The sequence below is a fragment of the Micromonospora sp. DT48 genome, from assembly GCF_049844495.1.
Taxonomy (GTDB): Bacteria; Actinomycetota; Actinomycetes; order Mycobacteriales; family Micromonosporaceae; genus Micromonospora.
This window is the reverse complement of the sequence record NZ_JBNCLE010000004.1, coordinates 18,667-43,708: the sequence shown is the minus strand read 5'-3', so window position 1 is coordinate 43,708 and position 25,042 is coordinate 18,667. Positions and strand designations below refer to the sequence as shown.

Genomic DNA, 25,042 nt, shown 5'->3' with positions numbered 1-25,042 from the left:
GGTCGCGCCTCGGCTCCGCCGAGGTCCGACGCACCTCCCCCTACTGTGTAGGGTGCCGTGGGACGATGACCGCCGGCCGCCGAACGGGCGGACCACACCTGACGGGGGTGACCGTGTCTCACCCAGGTTCTCCTGGCTTCCTGGGGCAACCCGCCGGCTCGGCGCCGGCCGACGCCCCGCCCGACGCAGGGCAGAGCTGGCTCGGGGCCCGCTGGGGTCGCCTGCTCGTGATCGTGGTCGCGTTGGGGCTGGTCGTCGGCTCCGTGGCAGCGCCCTGGTCCGAGGTGACCCTGAGCGTGCTGGGCAGCAGGAACGACTCGCTGATCCATCAGGATTCGACCACCGGGCTCGCTGTCACCGAAATCGACGGATGGGGCTGGGCGTACCTCCTCCTGTTGGTGCCGCTGGTGCCGCTGGTGGTGGGCGCGGTGGTGCTGCCCAGATCCGTGGCACGGATCGCCGCGGTCGCGGCGGGCGGTGCCCTGCTGGCGATGTCGACCGTGCTGTTCGGTGCCGCGTACCGTATCTCGTCCACACCGGACGAGGCCGCCGCCCGCTGGGCCGAGGTCGTGCGCCGGCTGACCCCGGTGCTGGACCGGGACTTCGGCTCGATCTGGCTCGGCTATGACAGCCTCGGCCTGACGTTCGCCGTGCTCGCCGTCGCGGCGCTCGCCGCGGTGGTGCTGACCAGCCTGTGGCCGGGGTCCGGCCGGTTCGTCGTGGCGGGGGCCGGCACACTGGCGCTGTTCGCCGGCATCGCGCTGCCCTGGGTGACCGTCTACGGCGTGACCGGGAGCGGAGTGGACCGGAGCAACGCCTGGTGGCCCACCTTCGGTGGCGGTGCGGTGCTCACCATGGTCGGCACGCTGGTGCTCGCCGCCGTGACCTGGTGGGCCGCGTTGCGCCGGTCGACCCGTGGGCGGTTGCCCCTGCTGCTCGTGACGGTGCCGGCAGCCTTCGCGCTCCTCCTCGCGCACGATTTCATCGGGCTGGACCCGAAGGAGTGGCAGGACGCGGCCGAGCGGGCCCGGTTCCTCGCGGTCACCTACGACGTCCGGTCAGCGGCCGAAGTCGCCCAGCTCGCGCCCGTGCTCTTCCTCGTCGCGATGGTGCTGGCCTGGTCGGCGGCGCGGCGACGGGCCCGGACCGCGCGGCCACCGGTCGTCGCCGCGCCGACCGGGGCAGCCCGCACTCCCAGCTGACGCCGGGGCCGCGCCCCGACGGCGAATCGACGTCGGGCGCGGCCCTCGCGTGACCTCACGCCGTGTCGGTCATCGGGCCTCGGGCAGCCGGCGCAGCCGGGTCACCGCCTCGGTCAGCACCTCGGGACGTTTGCAGAAGGCGAACCGGATCAACCGCCGACCGGCCTCGGGGTCGTCGTAGAAGACCTGGGTGGGCACCGCGACCACGCCGGACCACTCGGGCAGCGTGCGGCAGAACTCCACCCCGTCGTTGCCGCCGAGGGCGGTGATGTCCGCGGTGACGAAGTACGTCCCCTCCGGGGTGAGTACGTCGAAACCGGCGGCGGCCAGCCCGTCGACCAGTTGGTCCCGGCGGGCCTGCAAGCCGTCGCGGAACGCGGTGAAGTAGTCGTCGGGTAGGGCGAGCGCCACCGCCACCGCGGGTTGCAGGGGCGCGGCGTTGACGAAGGTGAGGAACTGCTTGACCCGCAGCAGCGCCGACACCAGCGGCGCCGGGCCGCTGGCCCAGCCCACTTTCCAGCCGGTGCAGGAGAAGGTCTTGCCGGCGGAGGAGATCCGCAGGGTGCGCTCCCGCATTCCCGGCAGGGTGGCCAGCGGCACGTGCCCGCTGGCGGCGTCGGTGAAGGCCAGGTGCTCGTACACCTCGTCGGTGACCGCGTACGTATCGTGCTCCTGGCACAGCTGGGCGATCAGGGTCAACTCGTCGGGTGTGAACACCTTCCCGGTCGGGTTGTGCGGGGAGTTCAGCAGCACCAGCCGAGTACGCGCACCGAACGCGGCCCGCAGGTCGTCGGGGTCGAAGGCGTACCGCCCGGTGGCGTCCGGGCGGAGCGTCACCGGCCGCCGGACCGCACCGGCCAGGGTGATCGAGGCGGCGTACGAGTCGTAGTAGGGCTCGAAGCAGATCACCTCGTCACCCGGCTCGCAGAGGGCGAGGATCGCGGCGGCCACCGCCTCGGTGGCTCCGGCGGTCACCACCACCTCACCATCCGGGTCGTACTCCAGTCCCCAGAAGCGGCGCTGGTGTGCCGCGACGGCCGCGCGCAGCTCGGGGATGCCGGGGCCGGGTGGGTACTGGTTGCGTCCGTTGGTCAGGGCCTGCGCCGCGGCGGCGAGCATCTCGGGCGGGCCGTCGGTGTCCGGGAAACCCTGTCCGAGGTTCACCGCGCCGGTGCTTACCGCGAGGGCGGACATCTCCGCGAAGATCGTCGTCCCGAACGGGCGCATCCGGGCCACCAGCGGGTCCACATCGCTGATCGTCACGCCCGTCAGGGTACGGGGATGAGCCGCCGGTCCGCCCTCACCGGATGAGTGCTTTGTGGCAACCTCCGCCCCCATCGCCGAATCGCTCAAGTTGCGTGATTGTTTACCCCGGTTTCGAGCAGACATCGTGAGCGAAACTAGTTAGGCTGTCACCCATGTGTGGAATCGTGGGTTACGCCGGGGCCCGACCGGCGCTCGGCATCGTGCTCGACGGCTTGCGGCGGCTGGAGTACCGCGGCTATGACTCGGCCGGCGTCGCCATCGTCTGCGACGGAGAGCTGTTGACTGAGAAGAAGGCCGGCAAACTGGCCAACCTGGAGAAGGTGCTCTCCGAGCGGGCGGCCGAGGACCCGGCCGGCTGCGCCGCCAGCCCGATCGGCATCGGCGACGGCACCACCGGCATCGGGCACACCCGTTGGGCCACCCACGGTGGCCCGACGGACCGCAACGCCCACCCGCACCTGTCGCCCGACGGTCGGGTCGCGGTGATCCACAACGGCATCATCGAGAACTTCGCCAAGCTCCGTGCCGAGTTGGAGGAGCAGGGCGTCACCTTCGCCAGCGACACCGACACCGAGTGCGCCGCGCATCTGCTCTCCACCGCCCTGAACGACCTGCGTGCGGCGGGCCAGCCGGACGGGCCGCAGTTGCTGACCGCCGCCATGCGGGTGGTCTGCCAACGGCTGGAGGGCGCCTTCACGCTGCTCGCCGTCGACTCGGCCATCCCCGGCGCGGTGGTCGGCGCACGCCGCAACTCACCCCTGGTCGTCGGTCGCGGTGACGGGGAGAACTACCTCGCCAGCGACGTCGCCGCGTTCATCGAGCACACTCGGGACGCGGTCGAACTGGGCCAGGACCAGATCGTCCTGATCACCAGCGAGAGCATCGAGATCACCGACTTCGACGGCCAGCCGGCCACCGGCAAGGACTTCCACATCGACTGGGACTCCTCCGCCGCCGAGAAGGGCGGCTACGACTGGTTCATGCTCAAGGAGATCGCCGAGCAGCCGGCGGCGGTGGCCGACACGCTGCTCGGTCGGCTCACCGAGTCCGGCGAGATCATGCTCGACGAGGTCCGCCTGAGTGACCAGGACCTACGCGACGTCGACAAGGTCTTCATCGTCGCCTGCGGCACCTCCTACCACGCCGGGATGGTGGCGAAGTACGCCATCGAACACTGGACCCGGATCCCCTGCGAGGTGGAGTTGGCCAGCGAGTTCCGCTACCGCGACCCGGTGCTGGACCGGTCCACCCTGATCGTGGTGATCTCGCAGTCCGGCGAGACCATGGACACCTTGATGGCGCTGCGCCACGCCAAGGACCAGAAGGCCCGGGTGCTGGCCATCTGCAACACCAACGGCTCCACCATCCCGCGCGAGTCCGACGCGGTCCTCTACACCCACGGCGGGCCGGAGATCGCCGTCGCCTCCACCAAGGCGTTCCTCACCCAGTTGGTCGCGTGTTACCTGATCGGGTTGCACCTGGCCCAGGTGCGCGGCATCAAGTTCGCCGACGAGGTGGCGGCCGTGGTCGAGCAGCTCCACCAGGTGCCGGACAAGCTGCGGGAACTGCTCGGGCGGGTCGAGCCGGTCCGCGAGCTGGCCCGCCAGTTGAGCGCCGAACCGACCATCCTGTTCATCGGCCGGCACGTCGGCTACCCGGTGGCGTTGGAGGGTGCGCTGAAGCTCAAGGAGTTGGCGTACATGCACGCCGAGGGCTTCGCCGCAGGCGAGTTGAAGCACGGCCCGATCTCGCTCGTCGACCAGAACACCCCGGTGATCTGCATCGTCCCGTCTCCGGTGGGCCGGGGCATGCTGCACGACAAGGTGGTCTCCAACATCCAGGAGGTACGCGCCCGTGGCGCCCGCACCATCGTCATCGCCGAGGAGGGCGACGAGTCGGTCGTCCGGTACGCCGATCATCTGATCTACGTCCCACGGACGCCCACGCTGCTCGCGCCGCTGGTCACCGCGGTGCCGCTCCAGGTGCTCGCGGCCGAGATCGCCGCCGCCCGGGGCCACGACGTCGACCAGCCGCGCAACCTGGCCAAGTCCGTCACGGTGGAGTGACCGGTGGCCGGTCACCGGCCCAGCACCACCCGCGCCATGCCGTCCAGGGCCGGATTGTCCGGGTGCCAGTAGCCGGTGTGGCCGTACCGGCCACTGGGGAACGTCCGGCCCCCGAAGCCCGGCTCGGCCGGGTCGCGCCCGAACCAGCGTTCGTCGCCCGACCCGGCCAGCCAGCCGACGATGGTGCCGACCGGGGAGGCACCGAGCGCCGCCCGCCGGGCCAGTTCGTCCGGCGGGCGGGTCAGCCGGATCACGTCGTCCGGCGCGGTGCTGGCCCACACTTGGTCGGGTGGCAGGCCCAGGTCGGCCGCGTGTGTCACGCCGACCCCGGGTGAGCCGACGAAGACCAGCGCGTCCGCCGCCAGACCATGATCGCGAGCGGCGGTGCCCACCACCAGCGACCCGTAGCTGTGCCCGAGCACCGTCTGCCGTCCCGGCGGGTCGTCGTGGGTGGCCCGCAGGCCCTCCTGGAACCGGTGCAGCGCCTCACCGGCCGCGCGGGCCTGCCCGTCCCAGGCCGCCTCGTGCAGGAAGTCCGGGGCGTCGTAGTCCAGCCAGAGCACCGCCGAGGTCTGCGTACCGGGGGCCAACTCGGCGCAGCGGGCCAGCACCCGCGCCGCCCGGCCCAGCTCGCCGGTGGCGTCGTGCAGTCCGGAGGTCATGCCCGGCACATAGGTGAGCACGTCCGTGGCCCGATCCGGGTTGCCCAGCGCCACCACCGCCCGCCCCTCGCCGCCGACATCCAGACCCAGCAGGTACGCCCGGGGCTGCTGAGCCGACTCCAGCCGGTCGACGAGGGCGTCCAGCCCGGACCTCGCGGCGTCGACGGCACGCAGGCCGGCCAGCTCCGCCGGGCCGCGCGGCAGCCGGGCGAGCAACTGCTCCCACCGCTGGACCAGCTCCGCCCGGCGGGCCGCGAGCAGTAACCGGTTGGCCTGGTCACGGGCGTCGGCCGGCACCCCGTCGAGGCGGCCGATCAGCTCCGGCTCGTGCACCACCAGCCAGCGCCGCTCGGCCGAGGTGAGCCCGGCCCACCAGCGACGCACCAGAGCCGGATCGGCGTTCGGCGGCGGACGGTACGACGGTGGCCGGGCCGTCCAGCCGGTGCCGGCGGCCTCGGTCAGCCGCGCCAGGCGGGCCGTGGCCTCCGCGTCGGCCGTGGCGGCCTGGTCGAGGGCCGACCGCAGGGCCGTGGACACCTGGCGCACGGCGTGCTCGGGCGGCATCCGGGTCGGGTCGGCGCGTACGCCACCCCGACGGTCGATCAACACGCCGGTCTCGGCAGCGGCGGCCACGGCTGCCGTCAGCCGACCCCGGGCGGCGACCAGCCGCGCGGCGAACTCGGCAAGTACCTGATCGGTCTCGATCGCGGCCGGAGCCAGCGCGACCAACTCGTGGCGCAGCCCGGACAGCCGGGCGTCGGCCGACCCGGCGGCACTGCCGGACCACCCGGTGCGCAGGGTGTTGCCGACCTCGGTCAGCTCGCCGGCCCGCCGCTCGGCCAACCCGCCCAGCCCCGCCCAGGACGACCCGGTGGCCCGCCACGCGCTCGGGTCGGCCGTGGAGAGCTGGGCGTAGCCGACCCGCGTGGGTGTGCTCATCGGGGCAGGGCGGAGAGCCGGGCGGCGGCCCTGGCGTCCACCGACTCGTACGCCCCGGCGGCTGCGCGCACCGCGTCGCCGGTCGCCGCGACCCGGGCACCGAGCCGCCCGGACCAGGCGTGCACGGCCGCCTCCAGGCGGGCGAGCGCCTGTGCCGTCGACCATTCCCGAGCCGGTGCGGTCAGACCCCGCTCGCCGGCCAGCCCGTGCGCCAGCCGGTAGCCGGCGGCATCCAGCGCCCGCCCGGCCTGGTGCAGCAGCTCCGGCCGCACGGTCAACTTCTGCTCGGTCATCGGCCCCTCCCACCCGGCATCAGCCCGACGCCGCCGACGCTAGGCGTCGCCGATGCCGGTGGCGGTGCCCTGTGGACAACCGGTGGTGTGGGTACTCCTGCTCTGTCCACAGGTGTTGCTCCAGCAGTGCTCGACGGCTATCTTGCGGCCCGCGCGCCGGTAGGGTTGGCCGTGGTGTTCGGCGACGGTCGCGCCGGTGCGCGCGGGGAACGGGGTGGGCCTTGAGACCGGTCTGGCGGGTGGCGGACGTGCGTGCCGCCGAGGCGTCCCTGATGGCCACCCTGCCGTCCGGCACGCTGATGCAACGCGCCGCCGCCGGGCTGGCCCGCCGCTGTGCGCTGCTGCTCGCCGAGCGGGGCGGGGTGTACGCCGCACCGGTGCTGCTGCTCGTCGGCTCCGGTGACAACGGCGGCGACGCCCTCTACGCCGGTGCCCGGCTCGCCCGGCGTGGGGCCGAGGTGTCGGCCCTGCTGCTCACCCCGGAGCGGGTGCACCGAGAGGGGCTGGCCGCGCTACGCGCCGCCGGAGGACGGGTCGTGTCCCGCCCACCGGCCGTGGTCGACGTGGTGCTCGACGGGATCGTCGGCATCGGCGGGCACGGTGGGCTACGGGAGACCGCCGAGCAGTTGGCGGCGAGTCTGCTCCGGCACCGGGGCCGCGACGGTGAGCGGGCGACGGTGGTGGCGGTGGACGTGCCCAGCGGTGTCACGGTGGACACCGGCGGGGTGCCGCTGACGGCGTCCGGCCGTCCGAACGCGGTACACGCCGACGTGACGGTGACCTTCGGCGCGTGGAAACCGGCACTGGCGGTCGGCCCGGCCGCCGCGCTGGCCGGCGAGGTGGAACTGGTCGACATCGGGTTGGCGCCGTGGCTGCGCGGCAGCCCCGCCCTGCACGTGGTGGAGTGGTCCGACGTGGCCGACTGGTGGCCCACGCTCGGCCCCCACTCCGAGAAGTACTCCCGGGGCGTGGTCGGGTTGGCCACCGGCTCCGCGACGTACCCGGGTGCGGCGGTGCTCTCCGTCGGCGGCGCGCTCGCCGGGCCGACCGGCCTGGTCCGCTACGCCGGGGGCGCCCGGGACGAGGTGGTGCGCCAGCACCCCTCGGTGATCGCCACCGACCGGGTGGCCGATGCCGGTCGGGTGCAGGCCTGGGTGTGCGGGTCGGGACTGGGCACCGACGAGCGGGCCGCGGCCGAGCTGCGCAGCGTACTCGCCGCGCCGGTTCCGGTGGTGCTGGACGCCGACGCGCTGACCCTGCTGGTCGACGGCTCCCTGGCCGACCAGCTGCGCCGGCGGGACGCGCCGATCGTGGTGACCCCGCACGATCGCGAGTTCACCCGGCTCTGCGGGGAGGAACCGGGTGCCGACCGGGTCGCCGCCACGCTGCGACTGGCCGCCTGGATGAACGCGGTGGTGCTGCTCAAGGGGGACCGCACGGTGATCGGCACGCCGGACGGGCAGGCGTACGTCAACCCGACCGGAACGCCCGCGCTGGCCACCGGTGGCACCGGCGACGTGCTGGCCGGCCTGCTCGGTTCGCTACTCGCGGCGGGGCTGCCGGCCGAGCGGGCCGCCGCCGCGGCGGCGTACGTGCACGGGCTGGCCGGCCGGGAGGCGGCCCGCAGCGGCCCGGTCACCGCGCCGGACGTCGTCGCCGCGCTGCGTCCCGTGCTGGCCCGTCTGCCCTGAGTACCCGCCGTGGTGATCAGCGTGGAAAGTAGGGTGGAGGGCATGTGGCAGGCCGAGGTACGTGTCGACCTTGACGCGATCCGGGAGAACGTGACCCGGCTGCGCGCGGGCACCAGCGCGGAGCTGATGGCGGTGGTGAAGGGCGACGGCTACGGCCACGGCATGGTTCCGGCGGCCCGTGCCGCGCTCGACGCGGGCGCGGACTGGCTCGGCGTCTGCACCCTGGACGAGGCGCTGGCGTTGCGCGCGGCCGGCATCGACGCCCCGGTGCTGGCCTGGCTGCTCGCCCCGGGGCTACCGCTGCACGCCGGCGTGTCGGCCGGCGTCGACCTGGGGGCGGCCAGCCTGCCGCAGCTCGACGAGATGCTGGAGGCGAGTCGGACGGCAGGCCGTCCGGCCCGACTGCACCTGAAGATCGACACTGGGCTGGCCCGGGGCGGCGCGACGGTCGCCGACTGGCCGGCCCTGCTCGACGCCGCCGCGAAGGCCCAGGCCGACGGACTGGTCGAGGTGGTCGGGGTGTGGAGCCACTTCGTGTACGCGGACTCGCCCGGCCACCCGACCACCGACCGGCAGTTGGCCGTCTTCCACGAGGGGCTGGCCATGGTCGAGCGGGCCGGGCTGCGTCCGCGCTACCGGCACCTGGCCAACTCGGCGGCCACGCTGACCCGGCCGGACACCCACTTCGACCTGGTCCGTCCGGGGCTGGCCGTCTACGGCCTGTCGCCGGTGACCGGCGAGACGTACGGGCTGCGTCCGGCGATGAGCGCCCGCGCCCGGGTGATGCTGACCAAGCGGGTGCCGGCCGGTGCCGGTGTCTCCTACGGCCACACGTACACCACCGGACGCGAGGCGAATCTGGCCGTGGTGCCGCTCGGCTACGCCGACGGGGTGCCCCGGCACGCCTCGAACTCCGGTCCGGTGCAGCTCGGCGGAGTCCGCCGGACCATCTCCGGTCGGGTCTGCATGGATCAGTTCGTGCTCGACTGCGGCGACGATCCGGTGGCCGCGGGCGACGTGGCGACTCTGTTCGGCAGTGGGGCCGAGGGCGAACCCACGGCCGACGACTGGGCCGAGGCGGTCGGCACCATCAACTACGAGATCGTCACCCGGTTCGGCAGCACCCGGGTGCCCCGCGTCTACGACGGCGAGTCGTCGTGAGCAGGCAAGCCCGGCGGGAGTCACGAGGCGCACGGTCGTGCGGCGAGGTGGTGCGGTGACCGGCTGGCAGATTCCCCGGCCCCGGACCACCGTCGGCAAGGCCGCCGGGCTGGTCGGCGCGGCGCTGGGGGTGGCCGCCGCCGGACTGGCCGCCGGCGTCGCCACGGAACGCGCCCTGGTCCGCCGGCTCAAGGCGGACCCCGCCGACGCGTACGCCGACGAGGTCTTCGGTGACCAGCGGTACGACGAGGCGTACCGGCTGGAGATGAGCGACGGCACCGACATCCACGTCGAGGTGGTCGAGCCCACCCGCCCGGTGGCGGACAACCCGACCGTGGTGCTGGTGCACGGCTTCTGTCTGGACATGGGCACCTTCCACTTCCAGCGCAAGCTGCTCGCCGAGCGGGGCGAGCACCGGATCGTCGCGTACGACCAGCCCGGGCACGGCCGGTCGGGGCGGCTGGAGAGCGGCGAGTACGACCTGGTCGCGTTGGGCCGCACACTGCGCCGGGTGATCGACGAGGCCGCACCGGAGGGGCCCCTGGTGCTCGTCGGCCATTCGATGGGCGGCATGACCATCATGGCGCTGGCCGAGTTGTATCCGGAGATGTTCGGTGACCGGGTGGTCGGCACCGTGCTGATGGCCACGTCGGGTGGGCTGCTGGCGGAGACGAAGCTGGTCGCGCCCGCCCTGCTGGGCCGGGTGGGTGCGCCGGTGCTCTACATGGCGGGCAACGTCACCCGCTACGGCGGGGCGGTGATCGACCGGGCTCGCCGCTCGACCACCAACGTGGCCTGGTTGCTCACCCGCCGGTACGGCTTCGGCTCCCGAACGCCGAGCCCCGCGCTGGTGTCGTACGTGGAGGAGATGAACTCCCGTACCTCCGCCGACACGGTGACCCGTTACCTGCGTACCCTGGCGACCCACTCCCGGTTCCCGGCGTTGGCCGCGTTGGCCGGCACGCCGGTGCTGGTGATCGTCGGCGACAAGGACATGATCACCCCGCTGAACCATTCGGAGGAGATCGTCCGGCGGCTGCCGCACGCCGAGTTCGTCCGGATCCCGGACAGCGGCCACGTGGTGATGCTGGAGCACGCCGACGAGGTCAACGCCGCGTTGCTGCGCTTTCTCGACACCTGCCGGAGGGACGACCCGTGACCGAGGTCGTGCTGCCGACCGTCGCCGACACGTACGCCTTCGGGCGTCGGCTGGCCGGGCTGCTGCGCGCCGGTGACCTGGTGCTGCTCACCGGTCCGTTGGGCGCCGGCAAGACCGCGCTGACCCGGGGGATCGGCAGCGGCCTGGGCGTGCTCGGTGACATCACCTCCCCGACGTTCGTGATCGCCCGGGTGCACCGTGCGGATCCGGCCGGTGGGCGGGGGGTGGCGCTGGTGCACGCCGACGCGTACCGGCTGGGCGACGCGGGCGACCCCCGGGCCGAGATCGACGACCTCGACCTGGACGCCTCGGTGGACGAGTCGGTGACCGTGGTCGAGTGGGGCGAGGGGTTGGTCGAGCAACTGGCCGACGCGCATCTGCGGATCCGGCTGCACCGGCACGACGACGACACCCGCACGGTGGAGCTGGAGCCGGTCGGTGGCGACTGGGCGGAGCGCCTCGCCGCCCTGGGCTGAGCGCTGTCGCACCCGGTACCTACAGTGCGTACCCGGTACCGACGGTGCCCGTAGACGTGCTCACCAGTGAGAGGTTGCCGATGCCCGACGACGCCCCCGCCCTCGACCTGCCGGCGATGCTTCCCGACGAGTGGCGGGCGGTGCTGACCCCTCACCTCGATCCGGCCCGCACGGCCGCGCTGGGTGATTTCGTCGCCCGGGAGTACGCCGCCGAGACGGTCTTCCCGCCGGTGGCGGACCTCTTCGCGGCCTACCGGCTCTGCGCCCCCTCGGCCTGCCGGGTGCTGATCCTCGGCCAGGATCCCTACCACCGGGCCGGCCAGGCACACGGGTTGAGCTTCAGTGTTCGCGAGGGGGTGTCGGTGCCCCCGTCGTTGCGCAACATCTTCAAGGAACTGGGCGAGGATCTAGGGGTGCCGAAGCCGCGCAGCGGCAACCTCGACGGCTGGGCGGCGCAGGGCGTGCTGTTGCTCAACTCGGTGCTGACCGTGCGCGAGGGGCGGCCCGGGTCACACGCCAACCGGGGCTGGGAGGAGTTCACCGACGCGACCATCCGGGCGCTCGACGCGCTGGATTCCCGGGTGGTGTTCCTGCTCTGGGGCGGTTACGCGCGCAAGAAGGCCTCGCTGGTGGGCAACCCCCTGCACGTGGTGCTGGAGGCCGGTCATCCCAGCCCGATGAATCCGCGCGGCTTCCTCGGCAGCCGGCCGTTCAGCGCGGCCAACAAGGCGCTCGCCGACGTCGGCCTGCCCACCATCGACTGGGAGCGTTCGGCCGGTTGAGCCGGGTGCTCCGCCCGCCACGCCGCCCGCACGTACCAGGTGGTGGCAGCCACCTGGTTGGCTCGGTAGAGCCGGTCGGATGACCCTTCTTGACTGACGTCGATCGTTGGATAACGATATCGGAAATAGATGTCGGCTAACGTTTTCAGTCTGGGGGTCAGTGGCTACGCCGAGCAGTAGTGGATCACCCACCCAACCGACAGTCCGGTAGTTCGTACAACCATGGCGCGGCCTCGACGCGTGGTGACCGTCCCTCAACCACACACGCCCCGTCGATCACGCCACGCCGCCTCTCGCAAGGAGAAGCACGCCACCATGAACGAAGTCCCCACACACCGCAAGAGCCGCCGACGCAGCCGCGTCAGGATGCTGGCTGCCGCCGCCTTCGCCGCAGTGTTGGCAACCACCGTCGTCGTGGCCAGCCCTGCCCAGGCCGAGGCTGACCGTCAGGTCTGTTCGAACACGGAGGGTACCCACAACGGGTTCTTCTTCTCGTTCTGGAAGGACAGCGGCGACGCCTGCATGGTGTTGCGCGAGAACGGTCGTTACAGCAGCTCGTGGAGCAGGAGCACGAACAACTGGGTCGGCGGCAAGGGCTGGAACCCTGGCACGCGCCGTACGATCAGCTACTCGGGTACCTACAACCCGGGTAACAACAACAGCTACCTCGCGCTGTACGGCTGGACCCGTAACCCGCTGGTCGAGTACTACATCGTCGAGAACTTCGGTAGCTACAACCCGAGCAGTGGCGCGACCCGGCTGGGCAGCGTGACCACTGATGGTGGCACCTACGACATTCTGCGTAGCCAGCGGGTGAACCAGCCGTCGATCGACGGTACCGCGACGTTCTACCAGTACTGGAGCGTCCGGCAGCAGAAGCGCAGCAGTGGCACGATCACCACCGCGAACCACTTCGACGCCTGGGCCCGGGTCGGGTTGAACCTGGGCAACCACTACTACCAGATCATGGCGACCGAGGGTTACCAGAGCCAGGGCAGCTCGGACATCACCCTGCGCGAGGGCGGCAGCTCCGACCCCGGCCCGACCAACCCGGGCAACCCCACCACCCCGCCGCCCAGTGGCGGTAGCGGCCAGATGATCGTCGGCCAGCAGTCCGGCCGCTGCCTGGACGTGCCGAACTCCAGCACCTCCAACGGCACCCAGATCCAGTTGTACGACTGCTGGGGTGGCTCGAACCAGCGGTTCACCCACACCTCGAACAGGCAGCTGACGGTGAACGGCAAGTGCCTGGACGCCTCTAACCAGGGCACCAGCAACGGCACGCGGGTGATCATCTATGACTGCCACGGTGGCGCGAACCAGCAGTGGAACGTCAACTCCAACGGCACGATCACCGGAGTGCAGTCAGGGCTCTGCCTCGACGCCGGTGGCAGCGGTAACGGGGCGATGATCCAGCTGTACAGCTGCTGGGGTGGAGCGAACCAGCAGTGGAGCCGTCGCAACTGATCCATCGCGACTGATCCGTCACCACGGGGCCAGGCTCTCACGAGCCTGGCCCCGTGCTTTCTTGCTGAATACGGCTTGCTCGGCACCACACACGATCGTGGGTGCGCCGCGCGGGTGCTACGACCCGGCGGCGAAGGCGGGCGGGCGTCCAAGTGCCCGAGGCGATGCGGCTAGGCTGGTTCACCGTGCTCGTACTGGTGGTGGACAGTTCGACCCCGGCGGTGACCGCGGCGCTCGTCGAGGTCACCGCGAGCGGCGTCATGACCCGGGCGCACCGGTGCACGGTCGACGCCCGGGCGCACGGCGAACTGCTCGCCCCACAGGTGGACGCGGTGCTGGCCGACGTCGGTGCCCGCCCGGCCGACCTGGGGGCGATCGTCGCGGGGCTCGGCCCCGGGCCGTTCACCGGGCTGCGGGTGGGGCTGGTCACCGCCGCCACGATGGGGCAGGCGCTCGGCATCCCGGCGTACGGTGTCTGCTCGCTGGACGCCATCGGCCACCCGGCGGCGTCGGGCGAACCGGTGTTGGCGGCGAGCGACGCGCGGCGTCGGGAGATCTACTGGGCGGTCTACGACGGTGCCGGTCAACGCCTGGTCGGCCCGGAGGTCTCCGCCCCATCGGTGGCCGCCGAGCGGGCCCGTGAGCTGGCCGTCGTCGCGGCGGTCGGCGACGGCGCGCACCGCTACGCCGACACGCTGGGTCTGCCGGTGCGCGACGAGCCGCGCTACCCGGACGCGCACGCGCTGGCCACCCTCGCCGCCGAGCGGATCCGTGCGGGTGCGCCCGGTGATCCCCTCACCCCGCTCTACCTGCGCCGACCGGACGCGGTGGCCGCCACCGCCCGCAAGTCGGTGCTGCCGTGAACCAGTCGGGACCGGCCCGGTTCCGCTGGTGGCACATCGACGAGGTGCTGCCCATCGAGGCGGACCTCTTCGGCGCCGAGCAGTGGTCCGCGGCGATGTTCTGGAACGAGCTGTCCCACGGGCACTTCTACCGGGTCTACACCGACGACGAGGGTGCCGTACTCGGCTACGCCGGGCTCGCGGTCGCCCCGCCCGACGAGGCGTGGGTGCAGAACATCGCGGTCCGGCGGGACGCCCAACGCCGGGGCATCGGCCGGCTGCTGCTGGAGGCGCTGCTCACCGAGGCCGGTCGGCTCGGCGTACGCGCCGTGTTGCTGGAGGTCGCCGCCGACAACGTGGCGGCCCAGCGGCTCTACGCGACGTATGGTTTCGAGCCGATCGGCGTGCGGCGCGGCTACTACCAACCGAGCAACACCGACGCGCTGGTCATGCGGCGCACCCAGGATTGAGAACCATGGCTGACGAACCACTGATCCTCGGCATCGAGACCTCGTGCGACGAGACCGGTGTCGGTGTCGTACGCGGGCACACCCTGCTCGCCGACGCGCTCGCCTCCAGCGTGGACCAGCACGCCCGGTTCGGTGGCGTGGTGCCGGAGGTGGCCAGCCGGGCGCACCTGGAGGCCATCGTGCCGACGATGGAACGGGCGTTGAGCGAGGCGGGGGTGACGCTCGCCGACATCGACGCGATCGCGGTCACCGCCGGGCCGGGTCTGGCCGGGGCGCTGCTGGTCGGGGTGGCCGCGGCCAAGGGGTACGCGGTCGCCGCCGAGAAGCCGGTCTACGGCGTCAACCATCTCGCCGCCCACGTCGCGGTGGACACCCTGGAGCACGGACCGCTGCCCGAACCGGCGATCGCGCTGCTGGTCTCCGGTGGCCACTCGTCGCTGCTCCTGGTCGACGACCTGGCCCGGGGGGTGACTCCGCTGGGCGCCACGATCGACGACGCGGCCGGTGAGGCGTTCGACAAGGTGGCCCGTCTGCTTGGCCTGCCGTTCCCCGGGGGACCGCACATCGACCGGGAGGCCCGGGACGGTGACCCGGCGGCGATCGCCTTCCCGCGCGGCCTGACCGCCGCGAAGGATCTCGTGGCACACCGCCACGACTTCTCCTTCTCCGGCCTGAAGACGGCGGTGGCGCGGTGGGTGGAGGCGCGGCAGCGGGCCGGTGAACCGGTCCCGGTCGCCGATGTCGCCGCCTCCTTCCAGGAGGCGGTCTGTGACGTGCTGGTCGGCAAGGCGCTGGACGCCTGCCGTGGCCGGGGTGTGGAGACGCTGGTGATCGGCGGGGGAGTGGCGGCCAACTCGCGGCTGCGGGCGATGGCCGAGCAGCGGGCCGCCCGACACGGCATCCGGGTCCGCGTGCCCCGGCCCGGCCTGTGCACGGACAATGGCGCGATGGTGGCGGCCCTCGGCGCACACCTGGTCGCGGCCGGTGTCGCGCCGAGCCGGCTGGACCTGCCTGCGGACTCGGCCATGCCGCTGACCACGGTCAGCGTCTGAGAGGACAGCGACGTGATCGTACGGATGTGGGAGGCACGGGCGGAGCCGTACGCGCTCGCCGACCTGATCACCTGGGTCTGCGACACCGCGCTGCCCGAGTTCGAGCACGACCCGCTGCACGTGTCCAGCGAGGTCTTCTCCTCCACCGACCACCGGGTCGTGGTGATCTCCAAGTGGCGCAGCAGTCCTCGGCCGCTGCCCGACCCACCGGTGATGCTGCTCGCCCGGCAGCCGCACTCCTGGGACTTCACCCAGGTCGACCGCTGACCCGACGACGGCGCGGGCGGGCACGCTCAGCGAATGGTCACCGTGGTGGTCGCGGTGGAACGGTCGATCTCACTGGTCCGAGCGCTGATCCGCAACGTCCAGTCACCGGCGACCGGGAAATGGATCTCGGCGCTGCCGTGGTGCGGCTCCAGCGCGAGGACGTCGACGGTGATCGGCTCGATACCGGCCTCCGGTAGCGCCGCGGTGACCGTCCACTCCGCCACCGGCAACTCCTTCGCCTGCGGGGTGTAGACGTACGCGTGCAGGCTGTTCGCGGTGCCGGCGACCGCCGGATAGACGTCGAACTGGAGGGTGAACAGATCGGTGGTGAGCGACTGCGCGACGCCCTCCCGGGTCACCCCGTCGGCCGTCGTGCCGGCGGCGCGACCGGGTGGTGTCTGGACCAGCATCGCGGTCAACGCCAGCACCACCGCGGTCACGGCGAGTTCCACCCCGGCCGCCCGGGTGACCCATCGGGGTCGGCTGGCCGCGACCCGACGGCGGATCAGGCGGCGTTGTCCGGCCGCGACGGTCAGCACCCCGGCCAGCAGTGCCGCCTTTCCCAGCAGCAGCCGACCGTAGGTGCTCTCCCACAGCGCCGGGGGGCGGCCGAGTTCGATCGCCGCCTGCATGATCCCGGCGGTGACGAGCCAGGCCACGGCCAGCGTCGCCCACCGGGACCAGGCCGGCAGGATCCGGGCGAGGACCCGCTCGTGGGTGCCCCGGAGCAGGAACACCGTCAGGGCGAGCAGCCCGCCCAGCCAGATGGTGACCCCGGCGATGTGCACGGTGGCCAGCACGATGCTCACCGGCGGCACCGGCGAGGCGATCGGATGCCCGGCCAGTGGCCAGGTGACCAGGCCGGCCACGCCCACCGTGGCCAGCGCGCCGGTCCGCCGACGTCCGGCGGCACCCCGGGTGACCGCCGGCAGCAGCGCCGCGGCGAGGCCGACCAGCGCCAGGCGTACCGCCAGCACCGTTCCGACGTCGGTGTCGGCGACCGCCCGCAGGTCGGCGGTGGAGAGCCGACCGACCGGCGCGCCGACCACCTGTGCCGCCTGCCCGATCCAGGTGCCGAGCGTGCCGACGGCGATCAACCCGAGCCCGACCAGCGCCACGATCGTCGCCCCGCGTCGAGGTCGGCGGCGGGGCCAGAGGGTGGCGGTGAGCAGGGTCGGACCCACCGCCAGCAACAGGCCCAGGTAGCCGAGGTACTTCGCCACCGGCAGCAGCGTCGCGGCCGCAGTGGCGTCCGCCTCGGCGGGTAGTGGCGGGGTGGCCGACGGCGCCCCGGCGGCGAAGGTGAAACTGCCCGCGACCGGGTGACTGTCCGCCGAGATGACGCGATAGCTGACCAGGTAGGTGCCGAGTGGACGATCCGACGCCCGCAGGGCGATCCGCATGGTCCGGCCGCGGACCTCCGGTTCGCCGACGTTGATCCGCTTGCCGTCGGGCGCGAGGACCTGCACCCGACCGGGGACCACGGCGATGGTCTCGCTGAAGGTCACCAGCACCTCGCGCGGCGCGTACCCGAGCACCTCGTCGTGCTGCGGAGTGGTGGCCACCACCACGGCGTGCGCCGCCGCTGGGCTGGCGGAGCCCAGGGCGGCGCACAACGCGGCGAGGACCAGCCCGAGCAGGGCGGTGACTCGGGCGCGGCGGGTCATCGGTCGCTGGAAGACGGTCAGGCGCGGCGGAACATGCGGTACGTGAGGAAGCCGCCGGTGCCGAGGGCGCCGAGGAAGATCGCCCAGATGAGCGTGTTGCTGACGCCGATCTGCGGGCCGGTGTTGGCCGACGCGGCGGCGAGCAGGCCGTCGTTGCCCGGTGCCGGCAGCGCGGCGGGCGGAAGCTCGGCGTACCGGACCAGACCGGTGCTCTCCAGCATGTCCATGTGGTCGCCGACGAAGGTGTTGGCCGAGTTGGCCAGCTCCCGGATCACATCGTTTCGCGTGCTGGCACGGACCGCGCCGATGACCGGGAAGATCTTGCCGTGGGCGACCCGCAGCCGGGTGACGAAGATCTGGTCGAAGCGGGCACCCTTGGCGTTCTTCATCTCGTCCAGCCAACCCTGCTGCTCCGCCGTCGGCTGGGTCGGGATGGTGGCACCCAACTTGTTGGCCGCCTCCACCGTGAGTCGGTCCAGTTCCTCGTGCTGCCGGGCGATTTCGGCGCCGACCTCGCGGACCACCCGTGACTGGCCCTTCTCGGCGGCCATCTGCCCGGCCGGCATCTCCCAGAGCCCGGCCAGTCGCACTCCGTCGAGCAGTGCCTGGTCGGCGGCGGCGAGTTGCTGGGCGACCGGCGCGGCCAGCGCCATGCCGGGCAGGACGACGAGGGCTGCGGCGATCGTGGTGAGCAGCACCGCCAAGCGACGGGACCGGTTGCCCTGCCGGCGACGAGCGGAATCCAGCGGTGCCATGTCTGCGGCGCCTCCTCGGACGAGAACCGATCGTTGAGCGACGGACCTCCGCACCTGTCGGATGTCCGTCCGCAGACTGGTACGGATTGTCTTGCCGATCAGTTCACCAGTCGGCGAGACCGGCTCACGAAAACGTGAAGTGGAGATCAGCCGACGTCGAGCGGGTCGGCGAGCAGCCGGTCGAAGGCGAGTTCGGCGGCACCGACCAGCGGCGCGTCCTCGCCGAGCAGCGGCGTACGCAGCCGGACGTGCTCCAGACAGGCCGGCAACCCGTTGCAGTTGAGCCGGCTGCGCACCTGGGCGGCGGCGGCCAGGTAGAGGTCCCGCATGGTGCCGCCGAAGATGACCATCTCGGGGTTGAAGAGGTTGACCAGGTTGGCGACGCCGAAGCCGAGCCAGTCACCGGCCTGCCGTACCGCTATCTGGGCCTGGGCGTCCCCCCGGTCGGCGGCGTCGAAGACCGCCAGCAGCGCCTCCCGACCCCGGGCATCGGATCGGCCGGCAGCCCGCAACAGCCCATGCTCGCCGATCTCGGTCTCCCAGCAGCCCCGGTTGCCGCACTCGCAGCGGGCCCCGTCGCGGGTCACCACCATGTGCCCCACCTCGCCGCTGTAGCCGCCGTGCCCGGTCAGCCGGCGCCCTCCGGCGATGATCCCGGCGCCCACGCCGACGTCCCCGTAGAGGTAGATGACGTTGTCGCAGCCGGCTGCCGCGCCCCGGGCGTGTTCGGCGAAGGCCGCCACGTCGGCCACGTTGCCGACCGTGACCGGCATGTCGAGACCGAGTTCCGTGCTCAGGGCCGGGCCGATCGGTTCGTCCACCCAACCGGTGGTCGGCCCGAGCCGGACCAGCCCGTCGGCACGACGGACCATGCCGCAGACCGCCACCCCGGTGCCGACGCAGACGGCGTCCTCCGGCAACGCCTGGCGCATCTCCTTGACCGCGCTGGCCAGCAGCGGTGCGGCCTCCGCAGCGGTGAGACCGCGCGGACGGTCCAGTTCCCGGCGGTCGAGCACCGCGCCGCCGAGCCCGACCCGCGCGGCCCGCAGCCGGTCCACCTCGATGCTGTACGCGTACGCGAAGATCCGCTCCGACTCGGGCCGGACGACCAGCGACGGTCGTCCGGCCCGGCCGGTTTCCCTCGGCGCCCCCTCAGTCACCAGGCCGGCCGCGGCGAGGTCGGCGGTGAGCGCGCCGATGGTGCTCCGGTTCAACCCCAACGCGGTGGTCAGTTCCGCGCGCGTGGTCGCGCCGTGCACATGGACGAAGCGCAGCAGGGCACCCAGATTCTGTCGACGAATCTCGTCCTGGCTCGGTCCTACGCGCATCAGGGTCTGACTACTTTCGGTGGAGCGGATCAGCGACTGCCGGTGGCGGCGGCTCGGCGGCGCGACAACGCGTCGACGCTGGCCGCCAGGAGCAGCACCACGCCGGTGACCACGTACTTGACGCCCGAGCTGTAGCCCATCAGACCCATGCCGTTGTCGATCACCGCGACCACCGCGCCGCCGAGCACCGCGTCCAGGACCCGACCCTTGCCACCGAAGAGACTGGTGCCACCGATCACGGCCGCGCCGACGGCGTAGAGCAGCACGTTGCTGCCGCCGGTGTTCGGGTCGACCGAGTTGGCCCGGCTGGCGGCGACGATGCCACCGATCGCGGCCATCGTCGAGCAGATGACGAAGACCGAGATGCGGATCCGGTCCACGTTGATGCCGGCCCGGCGGGCGGCCTCCTTGTTACCTCCGACGGCGTAGATGTGTCGGCCGTAGCTGGTGCGCTGCAGCACGAAGGTCCAGACGACCAGCAGCACGGCGATGAGCGGCACCACGATCGGCACGCCCTTGAGCGAGCTGATCAGGACGTTGCGGCTGCGCTCCAGGTTGAGCACGTAGACCGCGAGACCGAGGATGACCGCCAGCCCGCCGATCCGGGCGAGGATCACCGCGATCGGGTCGGTGACCAGGCCCCGCGCGGAGCGGCTGCGGTGGCGGAGCAGCTGAGCGGCGGCGTAACCGGCGACGGCCACGGCGGCCAGCGCCCAGCCGAGCAACGGCGGCATGTTGCGGTTGGCGATCGCCACCAGCACCGAATCGCGTACCGAGATGTTGCGGCCTTCCTCCATCAGCAGCAGCACCACGCCCTGGAAGGCGAGGAAACCGGCCAGGGTGACCACGAAGGAGGGAATGCCGACCTTGGCGACCAGGAAGCCGAGCGTCGTACCGATCACCATGCCGGTGAGCACGGCGGCGATCACCGCGACGTACCAGGGATGTCCGAGCACGGTGACCACGTTGGCCAGGACCGCCGCGCAGACGCCGCTGGCGAAGCCGGCCGACAGGTCGATCTCGCCGAGCAGCAGGACGAAGACCAGGCCCATCGCGATCAACGTGACCGCCGCGCCCTGGGTGAACAGGTTGGCGAAGTTCCCGGCGGTGAGGAACGACGGCCGCATGATCGAGAAGACGGTGCAGAGGACGAGTAGACCGAGTACGGCGGGCAGGGCACCGATGTCACCACCGCGTACCCGTCGCCAGTAGTCGCGGGCGTGGCTGGCGACGGTGGGTGCCGGCGTGACGGCGGCCGGCCCCTCCTGCTTGACGACGGTGGTGCTCATGCGAGGCCTCCCGTGGTGCTGTCGGCCGACGCCGCGCCGTTGCCGCTGGTTGCCGGTTCGCTGGCGAGCCCGAGTTCGCCGGAGCGACCGGCGGTGATCAGTTCGACCACCTGGGCGTGAGTGATGTCGGTGGTCTTCACCTGGGCGACCATCTGTCCGAGGTAGAGCGCGGCGATCCGGTCGGAGACCGCGAAGACGTCGTTCATGTTGTGCGAGATCAGGACGACGGCCAGACCGTTGTCGGCCAGCCGCCGGACCAGTTCGAGCACCTGGGCGGTCTGCGCCACGCCGAGCGCGGCGGTCGGCTCGTCCAGGATCACCAGCTTGCTGTTCCAGAGCACCGCCTTGGCGATCGCCACGGTCTGGCGCTGGCCGCCGGAGAGGCTGGAGACGTGCTGGCGTAGCGACTTGACGGTGCGTACGGAGAGCCCAGCGAGGGTCTCGGCCGCCATCTGTTCCATGGTCGGCTCGTCGAGGACGATGCCGTTGCGCTTCTCGCGGCCGAGGAACATGTTCTGCACGATGTCGAGATTGTCACAGAGTGCGAGGTCCTGGTAGACGACCTCGATGCCGAGCGAGGCGGCGTCGCGCGGGCTGTTGATGCTGACCGGCTGGCCGTCGAAGAGGAACTCTCCGGCGTCGGTCGGGTAGATGCCGCTGATGCACTTGACCAGGGTGGACTTGCCGGCGCCGTTGTCGCCGACGAGTGCGGTGACCTCGCCCGGGTAGGCGGCGAAGGCGACGTCGCGCAGAACCTGGACGGGACCGAAACTCTTGTCGATCCCGCGTAGCTCCAGCAGAGGGGTCGCGGACACGGGGTTCTCCTTATGTCGCGGAGGGAGATCGGGGCCCGTCCAGCGGCGCACGCCGCCCGGCACGGGGTCACCGTGCCGGGCGGCGTCGCCTAGGCGGGGGGCGGTCAGCTGATGCCGGCGTCGGCGCAGAGCTTCGCGAACTCGCCGGTGCAGACCTGCTCCTTGGTCACGTAACCGTCGGCGATGACGTCCTTGACGTTCTCCTTGTAGATCGCCTGCGGGGTGAGCAGGACGGACGGCACCTCTCGGCTGCCCTCCGGGTCCGTGACGGTCTGGCCGGTCTCCTTGCGCTCGCCCTTGGCCAGCGCGATGGCCAGCTCGGCGGCGGCGTCGGCCTCCTGCTTGACCGCCTTGTAGACGGTCATGCACTGGTCACCGGCGAGGATGTTCTGCAACGCCTGCGGGTCGGCGTCCTGGCCGGTCACCGGCACCTTGCCGTTGAGCTTGTTCTTCTTCAGCACCGAGATGGCGGCGTTGCCGAGACCGTCGTTGGCGGAGAGCACGGCGTCGATCTTGCCGCCGGTCTGGGTCAGCATCTGCTCGAAGATCGTCGCGGCCTGGGCGTTGTCCCAGTCGGGAACGTCCTGGTCCGGGCCCTTGACGTACTCGTTGGCGTCGAACTTGGGCTTGAGGACCGAGTCGTAGCCGTTCTTGAACAGGGTGGCGTTGTTGTCGGTCGGCGAGCCGTTCAGGTACGCCACGACCGGCTTCTCGACCTTCTGGTCGGTCAGGCACTTGACCAGGCCCTCGCCCTGGAGCTTGCCGACGGCCTCGTTGTCGAAGCTGACGTAGTACTCCGCCGAACCGCCGAGGGTGAGGCGGTCGTAGTCGATGGTGGCGACGCCCTGCGACTTGGCCTTGTCGAGGACCGCCTTGCCGGTGCCGGAGTCCAGGTTGACGATCATCAGCGCGGTGACGCCACTCGTGATCATCTGGTCGGCGATGGTCTGGAACTGGGTCTTGTCGCCCTGCGCGTTCTGGATGTCGTACTTGACCCCGGCGGCCTCGAAGGCGGCCTGAAGGAACTTGCGGTCGGCCGTCTCCCAGCGGACGGAGGACTTGCTGTCCGGCAGGATCACGCCGATCTTCGGGGTCTTGTCGGAGCCGGCCCGGTCGCCGCCGGACTCGTCGCCGCAGGCCGTCAGGCTGCCGAGGGCCAGCAGGCCCACGGTGCCGACGGCGAGGAAGCCCTTGCGCATGTGCAGGGTCCTTTCGAGGGTGGGGATGGGTGTCGGTGCTTGTTTTGTTGTGCCCGGCAACGTATTCCGCGTCACACGCCAGCACAAGGGTGTGCCCGACACGAATTTGTTGTCGGCAGTAACAATTCAGCAACGCGATCGATACGTCGCCACTACCGTTCGTGTGAGGGGGTGTCCGTTCCGCTCTCGGTGCTCGATCCGGTGATTCGGCACCGGCCCGGCGGCTGGTTCAGTGAGCGGGACGGCAGACCAGGACCGTCGGCGCGGCGTCCACCCGGGTGAGCACCAGGCTGGCCGGCTGGTCACCGGTCAACCGCAGGTCCCGCCGGAGCCGCTCGGGCTCCACCGCGGAGCCCCGTTTGAGGATCTCCACCCGGCCGACCCGCCGCTCCCGCAGCAACGCCCGCAGCCGCTTGAGGGAGAACGGCAGCACGTCGGTCACCTCCAAGCAGCGGGCGTACGGCGTCGGCGTCGCCGCGTCGGCGTAGAGGTAGGCGATGGTCGGATCGGCCAGGGTGGCACCCAGTTCAGCGGCCAACTCGGCCACCAGATGCGCCCGGACCACCGCCGGATCCGGGTCGTACACGAAGCGCCGCACCGGCCCCACCGGCGCTTCGGTCGCCCCCTCGCCGGTGAGCTGGTACGCGGCTCGGGCGCTGCCGTCGGTGCGGTGCGTCCCGCCACCGGCCAGGTGATAGGAAGGGCCCCCTGCTATACCGGAGGCGTTAAGAAGGGGCCCTTCCTTCAGGACGGTCGCGCGGCGGGGTACTTCGGCGAGCTCGCCGCACCAGAGGGCCGCCTCGACCAGGTCGCCGTCGACGCTGACCCACTCGGCCTCGGCGCCCGCCGGGATCAACGCGTGGTCGAGCCCCGGTGCGACCTTCACCACCGTGCGCGGCACCCGCTCGGCCAGCCCGGTCACGAAGTGCCACGGCGGCGAGTACGAGTTGGGGTCGAAGATCCGGCGGCCGGTGCCGGTTCGGCGGCGGGCCGGGTCGCAGAAGACCGCCTCCACCCGGGTCACGTCGAACGCGGTCGCATCGCCGCACTCGACGGTGACCAGGTCGGCCAGCCCGGTGGCCCGGGCGTTCTCCTCGGCCAGCGCGGCGGTGAGCGGGTCGGCCTCCACCGCGTACACCCGGATGCCGACGCGGGCGGCGGCAAGCGCGTCGGCCCCCAGCCCGCAGCCGAGATCGGCCAGAGTGCTCACCCCGGCGGCCCGCAGCCGCTCGGCGCGTCGCCGCGCGACGACCTGCCGGGTGGCCTGCTCCAGGCCCGGGCGGGTGAAGAACATGCCGGTCGCCGCTTCCCCGAACTTGCCCACCGCTCGGCGGCGCAGCTCCGCCTGGGTCAGCGCCGTCGCCGCGAGCCCGGCGGGCACCCCGGCCGAGCGCAGCGCCGCCGCCGCGGTCAGTGGATCGCCGCCGGCAAGCCGGGCCGCCGCGTGGAGCGCGGCCGACCCCTCCGGCGTACGCAAGGCGGCGAACTGCTCCAGATCCACCCACCCATCCTTCCGCCCCACCCGACCACCCACGCAGCCGCCCCGTCGGTGTGCGACGTGATCGTCTGCACCTGGGTGAGCCGACACGCCGACGTCCGAGTCACCGGAGTGCAGACGATCGAATGCGGTGGGGCCCCGAGCGGCGACACGAGGGGGCACCGGATTGGCACTCTCCTTGACGGAGTGCTAGCCGAGGAATAACCTGCGATTAGCACTCTCACCCTGAGGGTGCCAACCTCCGGGCCCTGGTGTCCGGGGGTTGAACGCCAGGCGGACCGGCACCCGCGACGACGGCCCCGCCCGGTGGCATGTGGCAGATTGACGCCGGTCGGCATGCCGATCGGCAACGAAACCAAGTACCCCAGGAGGGTATGCCCGTGACTACCGCGACCAAGGTTGCGATCAAGCCGCTCGAGGACCGCATCGTGGTCCAGGCGAACGAGGCCGAGACCACCACCGCCTCGGGCATCGTGATCCCCGACACCGCCAAGGAGAAGCCGCAGGAGGGCACCGTCCTCGCTGTCGGCCCGGGCCGGATCGACGACAAGGGCAACCGCGTGCCGATCGACGTCTCCGTCGGCGACACCGTTCTCTACTCGAAGTACGGCGGCACCGAGGTCAAGTACGCCGGCGAGGAGTACCTGGTGCTCTCCGCCCGCGACGTCCTCGCGGTCATCGAGAAGTAAGCAACCG

General features: G+C 72.0%; 23 protein-coding genes. 13 read left to right on the top strand and 10 right to left on the bottom strand.

Annotated elements, in window-relative coordinates; genetic code table 11:
• Nucleotides 1-113 precede the first annotated feature (113 nt).
• Entirely contained in the window at nt 114-1,202 is a 1,089-nt protein-coding gene (locus ACLQ2S_RS00890; protein WP_155214585.1) for a hypothetical protein, read from the top strand.
• 69 nt (nt 1,203-1,271) lie between these two features.
• Here the strand turns inward: ACLQ2S_RS00890 and ACLQ2S_RS00885 are convergent, their stop codons facing one another.
• Nucleotides 1,272-2,465 (bottom strand): pyridoxal phosphate-dependent aminotransferase, encoded by a 1,194-nt coding sequence (locus ACLQ2S_RS00885; protein ID WP_309222502.1) that lies wholly within the window; start codon nt 2,463-2,465, stop codon nt 1,272-1,274.
• Nucleotides 2,466-2,620: 155 nt separating this feature from the next.
• On the opposite strand from ACLQ2S_RS00885, the gene glmS reads away from it, so the two are divergent.
• Entirely contained in the window at nt 2,621-4,534 is a 1,914-nt protein-coding gene (glmS, locus tag ACLQ2S_RS00880) for a glutamine--fructose-6-phosphate transaminase (isomerizing) (protein WP_425700924.1), read from the top strand.
• Between the two features lie 11 nt (nt 4,535-4,545).
• Here glmS and ACLQ2S_RS00875 read toward each other — a convergent pair whose 3' ends face one another.
• Nucleotides 4,546-6,135 (bottom strand): alpha/beta hydrolase, encoded by a 1,590-nt coding sequence (locus tag ACLQ2S_RS00875; protein ID WP_425700923.1) that lies wholly within the window; start codon nt 6,133-6,135, stop codon nt 4,546-4,548.
• The gene (locus ACLQ2S_RS00870; protein ID WP_155214588.1) at nt 6,132-6,428 is read right to left on the bottom strand and encodes a hypothetical protein; all 297 of its coding nucleotides are present in this window, start codon (nt 6,426-6,428) and stop codon (nt 6,132-6,134) included. Before ACLQ2S_RS00870 ends, ACLQ2S_RS00875 begins: the two co-directional genes overlap by 4 nt.
• A gap of 221 nt (nt 6,429-6,649) precedes the next feature.
• Between ACLQ2S_RS00870 and ACLQ2S_RS00865 the strand changes: the two genes are divergently transcribed.
• The 10 genes from ACLQ2S_RS00865 to ACLQ2S_RS00820 all read left to right on the top strand — a co-directional run bounded on the left by ACLQ2S_RS00865 (nt 6,650) and on the right by ACLQ2S_RS00820 (nt 15,795).
• Nucleotides 6,650-8,119 carry an NAD(P)H-hydrate dehydratase gene (locus tag ACLQ2S_RS00865; RefSeq protein ID WP_155214589.1) on the top strand — a complete coding sequence of 490 codons (1,470 nt, stop codon included), beginning with the start codon at nt 6,650-6,652 and terminating at the stop codon, nt 8,117-8,119.
• Between the two features lie 42 nt (nt 8,120-8,161).
• Nucleotides 8,162-9,280: an alanine racemase gene (gene alr / locus ACLQ2S_RS00860; RefSeq protein WP_155214882.1), complete on the top strand. Its 1,119-nt coding sequence runs from the start codon at nt 8,162-8,164 to the stop codon at nt 9,278-9,280.
• Between the two features lie 55 nt (nt 9,281-9,335).
• The gene (locus ACLQ2S_RS00855) at nt 9,336-10,439 is read left to right on the top strand and encodes an alpha/beta fold hydrolase (RefSeq protein WP_425700922.1); all 1,104 of its coding nucleotides are present in this window, start codon (nt 9,336-9,338) and stop codon (nt 10,437-10,439) included.
• Entirely contained in the window at nt 10,418-10,915 is a 498-nt protein-coding gene (tsaE, locus tag ACLQ2S_RS00850; protein ID WP_155214590.1) for a tRNA (adenosine(37)-N6)-threonylcarbamoyltransferase complex ATPase subunit type 1 TsaE, read from the top strand. The genes ACLQ2S_RS00855 and tsaE overlap by 22 nt, the downstream gene beginning before the upstream one ends.
• A gap of 80 nt (nt 10,916-10,995) precedes the next feature.
• Nucleotides 10,996-11,697, top strand: a complete 702-nt coding sequence (gene ung, locus ACLQ2S_RS00845) for a uracil-DNA glycosylase (RefSeq protein WP_155214591.1) — start codon at nt 10,996-10,998, stop codon at nt 11,695-11,697.
• 315 nt (nt 11,698-12,012) lie between these two features.
• On the top strand, nt 12,013-13,164 hold the full coding sequence (locus tag ACLQ2S_RS00840) for a glycoside hydrolase family 11 protein (protein WP_196222418.1): 1,152 nt from the start codon (nt 12,013-12,015) through the stop codon (nt 13,162-13,164).
• A gap of 185 nt (nt 13,165-13,349) precedes the next feature.
• Nucleotides 13,350-14,027: a tRNA (adenosine(37)-N6)-threonylcarbamoyltransferase complex dimerization subunit type 1 TsaB gene (tsaB, locus tag ACLQ2S_RS00835; RefSeq protein WP_309222505.1), complete on the top strand. Its 678-nt coding sequence runs from the start codon at nt 13,350-13,352 to the stop codon at nt 14,025-14,027.
• Nucleotides 14,024-14,476, top strand: coding sequence for a ribosomal protein S18-alanine N-acetyltransferase (gene rimI, locus ACLQ2S_RS00830; RefSeq protein WP_425700921.1), 453 nt, complete (start codon nt 14,024-14,026; stop codon nt 14,474-14,476). Before tsaB ends, rimI begins: the two co-directional genes overlap by 4 nt.
• A gap of 5 nt (nt 14,477-14,481) precedes the next feature.
• Nucleotides 14,482-15,528, top strand: coding sequence for a tRNA (adenosine(37)-N6)-threonylcarbamoyltransferase complex transferase subunit TsaD (gene tsaD / locus ACLQ2S_RS00825; protein ID WP_155214593.1), 1,047 nt, complete (start codon nt 14,482-14,484; stop codon nt 15,526-15,528).
• A 12-nt stretch (nt 15,529-15,540) separates the two neighbouring features.
• Nucleotides 15,541-15,795 (top strand): hypothetical protein, encoded by a 255-nt coding sequence (locus ACLQ2S_RS00820; protein WP_309222507.1) that lies wholly within the window; start codon nt 15,541-15,543, stop codon nt 15,793-15,795.
• A gap of 26 nt (nt 15,796-15,821) precedes the next feature.
• Here the strand turns inward: ACLQ2S_RS00820 and ACLQ2S_RS00815 are convergent, their stop codons facing one another.
• From ACLQ2S_RS00815 to ACLQ2S_RS00785, 7 genes are all read right to left on the bottom strand, one after another.
• Nucleotides 15,822-17,462, bottom strand: coding sequence for a copper resistance protein CopC (locus ACLQ2S_RS00815; RefSeq protein WP_425700920.1), 1,641 nt, complete (start codon nt 17,460-17,462; stop codon nt 15,822-15,824).
• Nucleotides 17,463-17,479: 17 nt separating this feature from the next.
• The gene (locus ACLQ2S_RS00810; protein WP_155214595.1) at nt 17,480-18,217 is read right to left on the bottom strand and encodes a DUF4142 domain-containing protein; all 738 of its coding nucleotides are present in this window, start codon (nt 18,215-18,217) and stop codon (nt 17,480-17,482) included.
• Between the two features lie 146 nt (nt 18,218-18,363).
• The gene (locus tag ACLQ2S_RS00805) at nt 18,364-19,545 is read right to left on the bottom strand and encodes an ROK family transcriptional regulator (RefSeq protein ID WP_425700919.1); all 1,182 of its coding nucleotides are present in this window, start codon (nt 19,543-19,545) and stop codon (nt 18,364-18,366) included.
• Between the two features lie 29 nt (nt 19,546-19,574).
• Complete coding sequence (locus tag ACLQ2S_RS00800; protein ID WP_155214597.1) at nt 19,575-20,834, bottom strand: sugar ABC transporter permease; 1,260 nt, start codon at nt 20,832-20,834, stop codon at nt 19,575-19,577.
• Nucleotides 20,831-21,649: an ATP-binding cassette domain-containing protein gene (locus tag ACLQ2S_RS00795; RefSeq protein ID WP_309222508.1), complete on the bottom strand. Its 819-nt coding sequence runs from the start codon at nt 21,647-21,649 to the stop codon at nt 20,831-20,833. The genes ACLQ2S_RS00800 and ACLQ2S_RS00795 overlap by 4 nt, the downstream gene beginning before the upstream one ends.
• 104 nt (nt 21,650-21,753) lie before the next feature.
• Nucleotides 21,754-22,848, bottom strand: a complete 1,095-nt coding sequence (locus ACLQ2S_RS00790) for a sugar ABC transporter substrate-binding protein (RefSeq protein WP_155214598.1) — start codon at nt 22,846-22,848, stop codon at nt 21,754-21,756.
• 229 nt (nt 22,849-23,077) lie between these two features.
• Nucleotides 23,078-24,349, bottom strand: a complete 1,272-nt coding sequence (locus ACLQ2S_RS00785; protein ID WP_425700918.1) for a THUMP-like domain-containing protein — start codon at nt 24,347-24,349, stop codon at nt 23,078-23,080.
• A 371-nt stretch (nt 24,350-24,720) separates the two neighbouring features.
• Between ACLQ2S_RS00785 and groES the strand changes: the two genes are divergently transcribed.
• A complete protein-coding gene (gene groES, locus ACLQ2S_RS00780) occupies nt 24,721-25,035 on the top strand; it encodes a co-chaperone GroES (protein WP_089155197.1) in 315 nt (104 codons plus the stop codon).
• Nucleotides 25,036-25,042: the final 7 nt, after the last annotated feature.